This window comes from Acidithiobacillus sp. TH-A35, from assembly GCF_057473505.1.
On sequence record NZ_JBYCKR010000279.1, the window covers coordinates 1 to 9,173 of the forward strand.

Below are 9,173 nucleotides of genomic sequence, written 5' to 3' on the forward strand. Positions count from 1 at the left end.
CAGCCGAGCTGTGGTCACTGGCAGAGCGACCACAGGTGCTTTTCCTCCGTTATCCTGCCTATTATGAGCGTGACGGCGGTCCTTACCAGGATGCGCAAGGCGAAGACTGGCCGGACAATGACCGGCGCTTTGCCCTGCTCAACCGGGTGGCCGTCGAAATCGCCCAGGGACGTGTATCGGGGCTCAATTGGCGCCCGGATATCGTCCATGCCAATGACTGGCAAACCGGACTGATACCCTACTTGCTCGATCTGGAGGCGCGGATCGGCGTAGCGCGACCCGCCGCCCTCTTCACCATCCATAATCTGGCCTATCAGGGTCGCTTTGCGCCCGGCGCCATGGCACCGCTGCACTTGCCGTCGGCGGATTTTCACTGGCTCGGGACCGAACTCTACGGGGCCTTTTCCTTTATGAAAGCGGGTCTGGCTTATAGCGACCAGATCACCACCGTCAGCCCCACCTATGCCGAGGAGATTCAGAGCAGCGCCTTCGGTATGGGACTGGATGGGCTGCTGCAAACCCGATCCGGGCATCTGTCGGGCATTCTCAATGGCATTGATGCCATCCACTGGAACCCCGGCGCGGATCCCTATCTGCCCGCGCATTATTCGCTACAAGATCGGTTCGGCAAGGCGCAGTGCAAATCGCAACTGCAGAGCAGTCTCGGCCTCTACCCCGATCCCGAGGTATTCCTCCTCGGCATGATCAGCCGCCTGGTGGAGCAGAAAGGAACGGATATGGTACTGGATATTCTCCCTGATCTGTTACGCCGCGGCATGCAGGTGGTGGTATTGGGCAGTGGCGACAAGTCTTTCGAGCGGCAACTGCTGGAGATAGCGGCGGCGTATCCGGCGCAAATGGCGACACGCATCGCCTTTGACGAAGGGCTATCCCATCACATTGAGGCGGGCGCAGATGCCTTCCTCATGCCCTCCCGCTTCGAGCCCTGCGGCCTGAACCAGATGTACAGCCTGCGCTACGGCACCTTGCCTATCGTCCACCGTACGGGCGGACTGGCTGATACGGTCACCGATGCCGACGACTTCCGCCACCCGCTGCAACGCAACGGATTTGTTTTTGACAGCCCGCAAAGCGACGCCCTGCATGGTGCCGTGCTGCGCGCGGAGGCGCTGTTCCGTTAACCGGCGCTGTGGTCACATCTGCAAGATCAGGCCATGGCGGGCGACTATAGCTGGCAGCACTCGGCACGCGCCTATCTCCAACTTTATTACGAGGTGCTGGCGCGGCGCGCAGGTGGTCACTAAGCGCCTCCCGCTCGCCGCTGATTCGCTATACTGGGGACTAAAGGAGAACCATATGGAAATGCAATTTTATGGCGCCGCAGGGGGGGTCACCGGATCCTGTCATTTTCTGCGCGTTGGCGATAAAAAGCTGCTCATCGACTGCGGGTTGTTTCAGGGCAGGCATGATCTGGAAGAAGAAAATCGCGCCGAGTTCGGCTTTGATGCCAAGGATATTGATTATCTGTTGCTGACCCATGCCCATCTCGATCACTGTGGGCGCATTCCCTTGCTGGTCAAACGCGGTTTTCGTGGCGAGATCATCACCACGGCAGCCAGCCGTGAGCTGGCGCGACTGGTGCTCATGGACGCAGCAGGCCTTGCGGCAGAAGAGGCGCGACGCTCCAACCGACGTCACCAGCGTCAGGGTGGAACAGAATCCGCGCCCATTTATGACATCACCGACGTCCTCGACACTATGGATCGTTTCGGACGTACCGCGGATTATGCGCAGAAAATAGAGGTCTGCCCCGGCGTCAGTGTGACCTTCGGAGATGCCGGTCATATCCTCGGTTCCGCCTGGATACTGATAGAAGCCAGTGAAGCGGGCAGGCAGCAGCGCATCGTCTACTCCGGTGATCTGGGCAACCGCGGCAAGCCGATTATCAACCCGTCCACCCCCGCACCCCAGGCGGATGTCATCGTCATGGAAACCACCTACGGCGACCGCCTGCACAAGGCTATCGGACCCTCGGTGGACGAGCTGCGCGATGCCATCCTCGACACCCTGAAACGCGGCGGCAATGCCATCATCCCCACCTTCGCCCTGGAGCGCGCCCAGGATTTACTTTATTACCTGCGCGAGATGATGAACGACAACCAGCTCCCCGCCAACCTGCCGGTCTTTCTCGATTCGCCCATGGCCATTTCCGCCACGGAGATTTTTCGCCGTCATCCGGAATGCTTCAATCCCGACACCCGTGAAGGCCTGCAACAGGGTGCCGACCCCTTCGCCCTGCGCAACCTCCACTTCACCCGCGAAACCAGCGAATCCATGGGCATCAATCTGATCAAGGGCGGCGCCCTGATTATGGCCGGATCGGGCATGGCGACCGGGGGCCGGGTTACCCACCATCTCAAACACAACATCTGGCGCGAAGACTGCAGCGTCATCTTTGTCGGCTATGCCGCACAGGGGACGCTGGCGCGGCGCATCATCGACGGGGCGAAAACCGTACGGATATTTGGTGAAGAGATTCACGTCGCCGCCAAAATTTACACCATCGGCGGTTTCTCGGCCCATGCCGACCACGACGAACTCCTCACCTGGTACGGTGATCAAAAACCGACGCGCACGGTTCTCGTCCATGGCGAGGAAAATGGCCGGGAAGGCATCGCCAGGGTGCTGCAGGCGCGCGGCTTACAGGTGGATTGTCCGGTCATTGGTGATCGTTATTCCCTCTAAAAAAGCTTTTGCGTTGCGCCGGGACCATAAACGGCTACAATGCCCTGGAGGCTTTTACACCCGCATGCAGGAGGAGTCGCACAATGTCAGGTCATTTTCCTTTTTCCGGCAAGGCCAACCGCGTTTCGGTCTACGCCTTTTTTGAGGCCCACGACTGGAGCCTTGAAGCGCAAGAGAAGTATTTTGAAGCGTGGTACCAGTGGGCGAAAGACTACGTCATGAATGACGCCGACCTGAAAGCCGCCAAAGGCGTACTCTTCAGCAGCGACCATTTTGGAACCCATGCTGACCATGATTTCCATCTGCACGGCTACGCGGTTGCCACGCGCATGCTGGACCTCGGTGAAACCATCAAGGGGAGCATACTGCCCAAGCTGGACCACGACATGCTCCACGCCCTGGAACACGACCATGAAGAATGGATCGCTGCCGCCAATGCCGTCGCGGCAAGCCATCCCCGGCCGGAAGTGCCGGAGATTGGTCGTTATCGTCACGTCTGAAGGTGCGGCAACGGTGTCGGGTCAGGTCACGGACCTGCCTTCCGGCACCTCCATCTGCCTCCGTGGGTAATGTGCACCATGGATCCACAAAATATTCATCGCTGTTTTGCGGCCCTGCGCGCCGCCATTCCTGAACCAAAAACCGAGCTGAACTACCACTCTCCTTTTCAGCTTCTGGTCGCCGTGGTGCTCTCCGCGCAAAGTACGGACAAAGCCGTCAACGCCTGTACTCAGGCACTTTTTGCCGCGGCACCTACTCCCGACGCGATGGCGGCGCTCGGTGAAGACGGCATCAAGACCCATATTCGTCGCCTGGGGCTATTCAACGCCAAGGCCCGTCATGTGCATGCCCTGGCGCAACAACTGCTGGCCCTGCATGACGGCGAGGTGCCTGCAGACCGGAAGGCGCTGGAAGCGCTCCCCGGTGTCGGGCGTAAAACCGCCAATGTCGTCCTCAATACCCAGTTCGGGCACCCCACCATTGCGGTAGATACCCATATCTTCCGGGTAGGCAACCGGACGGGACTCGCCCCCGGTAAAACACCCCTGGCCGTCGAAAAGGCCCTGCTCGCGGCGGTACCCGCCGAATACCTGCAGGACGCCCACCACCTCCTGATCCTCCATGGCCGTTATACGTGCACGGCCAGACGGCCACACTGTGGTCACTGTCCGCTTTTCCAATGCTGCGAATGGCCGGACAAACATCAGTGGACAGCAAAATCATCCTTTCGTGGCGCTTAAAGACCGGACAGACTCCGCCACCGAGGCGAGCACATCCGCCCATATACCCGCCTCAGCCTGCCGGAACAGACGCATGGATGGGTACCGTGGGTTTAACCGGGTTTGACAGATCGCCAAGCCTGCGCCAGAGCAATGGCCGTTTACGGAATTATTCGGGCATTTGGCGGCGCCCTTGGACGGTAGGTAGCCTTACCGCTCCGCAGCTTCCTGCAGCCCGCCCTGCCAGATGGTCAGAAAGCAGGCAGTGCCCTGCAACGCCTGTGCGGCCACCACCAGGAGTGCCACGAGGTGGAGGACCCGCCACCAGAAGAGGTGGATCCACTGCCAACTGTTGACGAACCCAATATACGTGCTAAATTATCTATTGAGATGTCTATATATTGTGTTTCGGCCATCCTGAAATGCGGCGGCGCCGGTTCGGGCGCGGTCGGGAGGAGTAGCGATGAACGACCCTCTGTCAGTCCCATATTCCGACGAGTTGATCCGGCCATCGGTACTGAAGCGAAGCGGCGCGAGCGTGCCTTTCGATCCGGGTCGCATCTGCTCGGCCATCAGCCGGGCGGGACGCGCAAGCGGCGAATTTGCTGCCGGCGTTGCGGAAAGAATCACCGACGTCGTTCTGAGCGCCCTGGCGTCAAGTGCGACCCGTCGTGAACCCACCGTTGAACAGATTCAGGATCTGGTCGAACTGGCGCTGATGGACGAGGGCTTTTATCGCACCGCCCGCGCCTATATTGCCTACCGTGAACAGCATCAGAGATTGCGCGGGGATCGCCAGGCGATGGTAGATGCCATCACCTCGGTAAATGAATACCTGGATCGGGATGATTGGCGGGTCAATGCGAATGCCAACCAGGGCTATTCCCTGGGCGGCCTGATCCTGAATATTGCCGGGAAGGTCACCGCAAATTACTGGCTGAGCCATGTTTATCCCGAAAAAATCGGTGCAGCGCACCGCGAGGCCGACCTGCATATCCATGATCTCGACATGTTGGCCGGTTATTGTGCCGGATGGTCCCTCCGCACCCTTTTGCGGGAGGGTTTCAACGGCGTGCCGGGGAAAGTGGAGGCGGCGCCGCCGCGTCACCTGTCGAGCGCCGTCGGGCAAATGGTCAACTTCCTGGGCACCTTGCAGAACGAATGGGCGGGTGCACAGGCATTCAGTTCCTTTGACACCTATCTGGCACCATTCGTCCGCAAGGATGGCCTGTCCTATCAGGAAATACGTCAAAACATTCAGGAGTTCATATATAACCTGAATGTCCCTTCGCGCTGGGGCGGCCAGACACCGTTCACGAATGTCACCTTCGACTGGGTTTGCCCTGACGATCTGAAGGAACAGATTCCCGTGATCGGCGGAGAGGAGATGCCTTTCCGCTACGGCGATCTGCAGACGGAAATGGAACTGATCAACCGGGCTTATATCGAGGTCATGAGCGAGGGCGACGCCAGGGGACGGGTTTTCACTTTTCCCATACCCACCTACAACATAACATCCGATTTTCCGTGGGATTCAGCGAATGCCGAAAGACTGTTCGCCATGACCGCCAAATACGGTCTGCCCTACTTCCAGAATTTTATAAATTCCGAACTGCAGCCCAATATGGTGCGCTCCATGTGTTGCCGCCTGCAACTCGACCTGCGTGAACTGCTCAAACGCGGAAATGGCCTTTTCGGATCCTCGGAGCAGACCGGCTCCATCGGGGTGGTGACCATCAATTGTGCCAGACTGGGCTATCTCCATAAAAACGATGCGGAAGGCCTTTTCCGTCGTTTGGACGCGCTCGCGGAAATGGCGAAAGAAAGTCTGGAGATCAAACGCAAAATCATCCAACGGCAAATGGACACCGGCCTGTTCCCGTACTCCAAACGCTATCTGGGGACGTTGCGCAATCATTTCTCCACCATTGGCGTGAACGGTATCCATGAAATGATCCGCAACTTCACCGGCGACCGCGAAAACATCACCACCCCTGCGGGATACGCCATGGCCGTCCGCTTTCTCGATCATGTCAGGGAACGCATGGTGGCTTTTCAGGAAGAAACCGGCCACATGTACAACCTCGAGGCCACCCCCGCAGAAGGCACCACCTATCGTTTCGCCAAAGAGGACCGGAAGCGCTTTCCCGATATTTTACAGGCTGGTCTTCCGGACAAGCCGTACTACACCAACTCTTCGCAACTGCCCGTAGGCTTTACGGACGATCCTTTCGAGGCCATGGAGCGTCAGGAAGCGTTACAGGCAAAATACACCGGCGGGACCGTTCTTCACCTGTATATGGGGGATCGCATCTCCAGTCCGGAGACCTGCAAGCGCCTGGTGCGCCGCGCACTGGAACGTTTTCGCCTGCCCTACATTACGGTTACGCCAACTTTCTCCATCTGCCCGGTGCATGGCTATCTGTCGGGAGAACATCCGTTCTGTCCAATCTGTGATGAAGAACGACTTGCAGAAAAGCGGCGGCGTTCCGCCTGAAACGTTAAAGGAGAATATCATGTGTCCTGAAATCATGAACCAGAATCCTTTGGAAGTTGAACTGACGGATGACGAAAGACAACCCTGCGAGGTCTGGACGCGGGTTATGGGCTACCACCGGCCGACGTCTTCTTTCAATATAGGCAAGCAAGGCGAACATTCGGAGCGTAAATACTTTGTCGAGACCGGGAAGCTGGATACGGAAGTGTCGCGGTCGGTGCATTGAAGTGACGATGAGCACAGTAGTCACCACGGTGGATACCCGGTTACATACGCTACCGCCAGTAGGCGGTTTCGCGCGGTTCAGTGCGGTGGATTATCCCGGACATTTATGTGCTGTGATATATACTCAGGGCTGCCCATGCCGCTGCCGCTACTGCCATAATCCGCATCTGCAGCGAGGGTGTGGCCAGTCCGGTATATCATGGCCGGCCATCATGTCCTGGCTGGCCAACCGAGCGGGATTACTGGATGCGGTGGCGTTTTGCGGTGGCGAGCCAACCGCCCATAAATCGTTACAGGCAGCCCTTCAGCAGGTGCGGGATTCAGGATTTGGCACAGCCCTGCACACATCTGGAATATATCCTTATAATTTCTCAAATATGCTGCCTTATACCGATTGGGTTGGCTTTGATATCAAGGCACCTCTTGCCCGTTATGCTGATGTCACCGGTGTGCCGGGAAGCGGCATCCGGGTGCAGAACTCTGTCGAACGTATGTTATCCAGAAATGTTGCTTATGAAATCAGAACAACCGTACACCCGGCCATACTCGATGCTTCAGATCTTGTCACGATAGCGCGCTGGTTGAAACTCCTGGGTATTTCTAACTGGGTGTTGCAATCTTTTAACCCGGCGGGATGCGTGAATGCGGGCTTAGTTACCAGCTACGCACCAATCGACCGTGAGCTGCTTGATAAGTTGCGCGAGCACGTACAGAATATATTGGTTAGATAGGTTGTCAGCGGCGTTCATTGCGTTACCAACCATGCCAGCTATTGCTCTATATTGAACTCCTGCGCCTGTATTGTTAGGCTCCAGGCAATCTGTTCAGGATACAAATAGGATGTTCCACCCCCCGTCAGGCGACGGATAACCGGTATGGACTCAGCTTGGCAATATGCTGCCCGCACCGCAAAGTCATTATCCTCGTAGGCTCCCAGGGCCACCGCGCGGGTGCTTCCATAAAATCGCAGCAATGGTAACGAATCCACGCGAGTAACGATAATCTGATGCGAATCAAGGATAATGTTACCTGCGGCATCGTGAAGCCCGCTATCTCCCCATAACAATTGGTCCATAACGCCTCCTTTTTCAGTCGCCCTGTACAGACATGAATTTCATACCCGGTTCACCATGCCAATAGCCGTTACAGACGGGTGGGTCGTATCCTTCCGGGGAGGTGTATTTCCCATTTAACGCGGCATGAAATACCTGTATGACCGACTTTGTGGCCGTAAGTTGCGGGGATATGCGTACAATATCTATGCCCATTGCTGACATGGACGCCATCTCATTTAAGAGGTTACATGGAATACCGGATTGAAGCTGAATGCCATTTATTGTAAACAGGCGTTCATGCTCCTGGGTGAATAGTGCACGCCCCTCCGAATCGCCTATGCAGCGTTGTTCACATTCGTCCTTACCGACATTATCTGCCTGGGCAGTGAAACAGCGGGCCGAAAACGACAGCGGCAGGTGACCATGCGCGAACACTTCGGTTTCCATTGCCTCGGGTCGCGTGTTTTGTAACATGACGATGGTCGTGACTGCCAGTTCCACCGGGGGAACCCATCGCGTTGCCCCCAGGTCAGTCGGGCAAGGGCGATTCTGCAGACCGGTAAAATTGCTCTATGTTTTCCTTGGATCAGTAGTAGTAAATCGGGCCTAATGAGATCTTCATCTCCCGCATCTCCTTTTTGAGGATGCTATCTTATTGAATAAATATCTATGACCATGTATCGCGGAATCCGTGCAAGAACGACAGGTTATCGCAAAACACGCCATGCGCGGTGTGTATAGCAACGGCCTCAATGCCAGGGCCGGTGATAGGCCCCAAGAGTATGGGTCTGGCCTTCGGAAAGACGGTCCAGAACCGCAGTCCACTGGGTTCTTACCAAATATCGCTCGGGATCCCAAGCGCAGGTATCTAAGGCCTCGCGCAGGACGCGCGCGACGGATGCGACGTAGGCCGGACTTCGCTGGCGGCCCTCCACCTTGATAGCGGCTATGTCGTGGCGGAATAAGTCCGCCATAATATCGAATACATTCAGCCTAGTAGGTTATTCAATAACGTAATATGGCTGCGCGTCGGTATAGTAGCGACCCTTGCACAAGGTGGGATAACCAGCCGCCTCATTAAGGCCGTGACGGTCAATCAATACGCCATTCAGGCGAGACTCGCGGCCCAGGGCTGTCTCTTCCCAGCGTACCGACTCTGCTGGTGAACAACCCCCGCTGGCGTTAGGGGATCGGCCGGTAATGTAGGATGACAAAGCACAACGGCCTTCTACCATAACGCATAGGCTTCCATAACCAAATACTTCGATTTCTACCGGGCTGTTGACTATGGTATGCCAAAGCTGTTGTAAGGACAGAACCCTGGGCAGAACGGCTCGTTGAATGCCAAATTGCTGGTGGTAGAACTCCAGGGCCTTATAAGTGGTAGCAGACGCCTGCACGGAAAGATGCAAACGCAGGTCGGGGTGGTGACTTGCGGCATAACGCAGCAATCCCGGGTCAGCCATGATC

General features: G+C 56.9%; 10 protein-coding genes and 1 pseudogene. 7 read left to right on the forward strand and 4 right to left on the reverse strand.

Features of this window, described 5'->3' with window-relative positions; translation table 11 throughout:
* The 4 genes from AC2VNK_RS09145 to nth all read left to right on the forward strand — a co-directional run.
* Positions 1-1,142: glycogen synthase (locus tag AC2VNK_RS09145; RefSeq protein ID WP_486883535.1), on the forward strand; the 1,142-nt coding region annotated here is incomplete at its 5' end.
* Positions 1,143-1,317: 175 nt separating this feature from the next.
* Positions 1,318-2,706: an MBL fold metallo-hydrolase gene (locus AC2VNK_RS09150; RefSeq protein WP_486883536.1), complete on the forward strand. Its 1,389-nt coding sequence runs from the start codon at positions 1,318-1,320 to the stop codon at positions 2,704-2,706.
* A gap of 83 nt (positions 2,707-2,789) precedes the next feature.
* Positions 2,790-3,206, forward strand: coding sequence for a hypothetical protein (locus AC2VNK_RS09155; protein WP_291522896.1), 417 nt, complete (start codon positions 2,790-2,792; stop codon positions 3,204-3,206).
* Between the two features lie 78 nt (positions 3,207-3,284).
* Positions 3,285-3,947 (forward strand): endonuclease III, encoded by a 663-nt coding sequence (gene nth, locus AC2VNK_RS09160; protein ID WP_291522894.1) that lies wholly within the window; start codon positions 3,285-3,287, stop codon positions 3,945-3,947.
* Between the two features lie 189 nt (positions 3,948-4,136).
* Here the strand turns inward: nth and AC2VNK_RS09165 are convergent, their stop codons facing one another.
* Complete coding sequence (locus tag AC2VNK_RS09165) at positions 4,137-4,292, reverse strand: DUF2784 family protein (protein ID WP_291522910.1); 156 nt, start codon at positions 4,290-4,292, stop codon at positions 4,137-4,139.
* Positions 4,293-4,389: 97 nt separating this feature from the next.
* On the opposite strand from AC2VNK_RS09165, the gene AC2VNK_RS09170 reads away from it, so the two are divergent.
* Genes AC2VNK_RS09170 through AC2VNK_RS09180 form a run of 3 tightly spaced genes read left to right on the forward strand, consistent with a single transcriptional unit; the run spans position 4,390 to position 7,379 of the window.
* Positions 4,390-6,423 carry a ribonucleoside triphosphate reductase gene (locus tag AC2VNK_RS09170; protein ID WP_291522892.1) on the forward strand — a complete coding sequence of 678 codons (2,034 nt, stop codon included), beginning with the start codon at positions 4,390-4,392 and terminating at the stop codon, positions 6,421-6,423.
* Positions 6,424-6,442: 19 nt separating this feature from the next.
* Entirely contained in the window at positions 6,443-6,649 is a 207-nt protein-coding gene (nrdD, locus tag AC2VNK_RS09175; RefSeq protein ID WP_291522890.1) for an anaerobic ribonucleoside-triphosphate reductase, read from the forward strand.
* Between the two features lie 7 nt (positions 6,650-6,656).
* Positions 6,657-7,379, forward strand: coding sequence for an anaerobic ribonucleoside-triphosphate reductase activating protein (locus AC2VNK_RS09180; protein WP_486883537.1), 723 nt, complete (start codon positions 6,657-6,659; stop codon positions 7,377-7,379).
* A 38-nt stretch (positions 7,380-7,417) separates the two neighbouring features.
* Here AC2VNK_RS09180 and AC2VNK_RS09185 read toward each other — a convergent pair whose 3' ends face one another.
* The 3 genes and pseudogenes from AC2VNK_RS09185 to AC2VNK_RS09195 all read right to left on the reverse strand — a co-directional run bounded on the left by AC2VNK_RS09185 (position 7,418) and on the right by AC2VNK_RS09195 (position 9,169).
* Positions 7,418-7,723 (reverse strand): lipoyl protein ligase domain-containing protein, encoded by a 306-nt coding sequence (locus AC2VNK_RS09185; RefSeq protein WP_486883538.1) that lies wholly within the window; start codon positions 7,721-7,723, stop codon positions 7,418-7,420.
* A 13-nt stretch (positions 7,724-7,736) separates the two neighbouring features.
* A complete protein-coding gene (locus tag AC2VNK_RS09190; protein WP_486883539.1) occupies positions 7,737-8,258 on the reverse strand; it encodes a U32 family peptidase in 522 nt (173 codons plus the stop codon).
* Between the two features lie 194 nt (positions 8,259-8,452).
* Positions 8,453-9,169 (reverse strand): annotated as a pseudogene (locus tag AC2VNK_RS09195) (peptidase U32 family protein).
* Positions 9,170-9,173 lie beyond the last annotated feature (4 nt).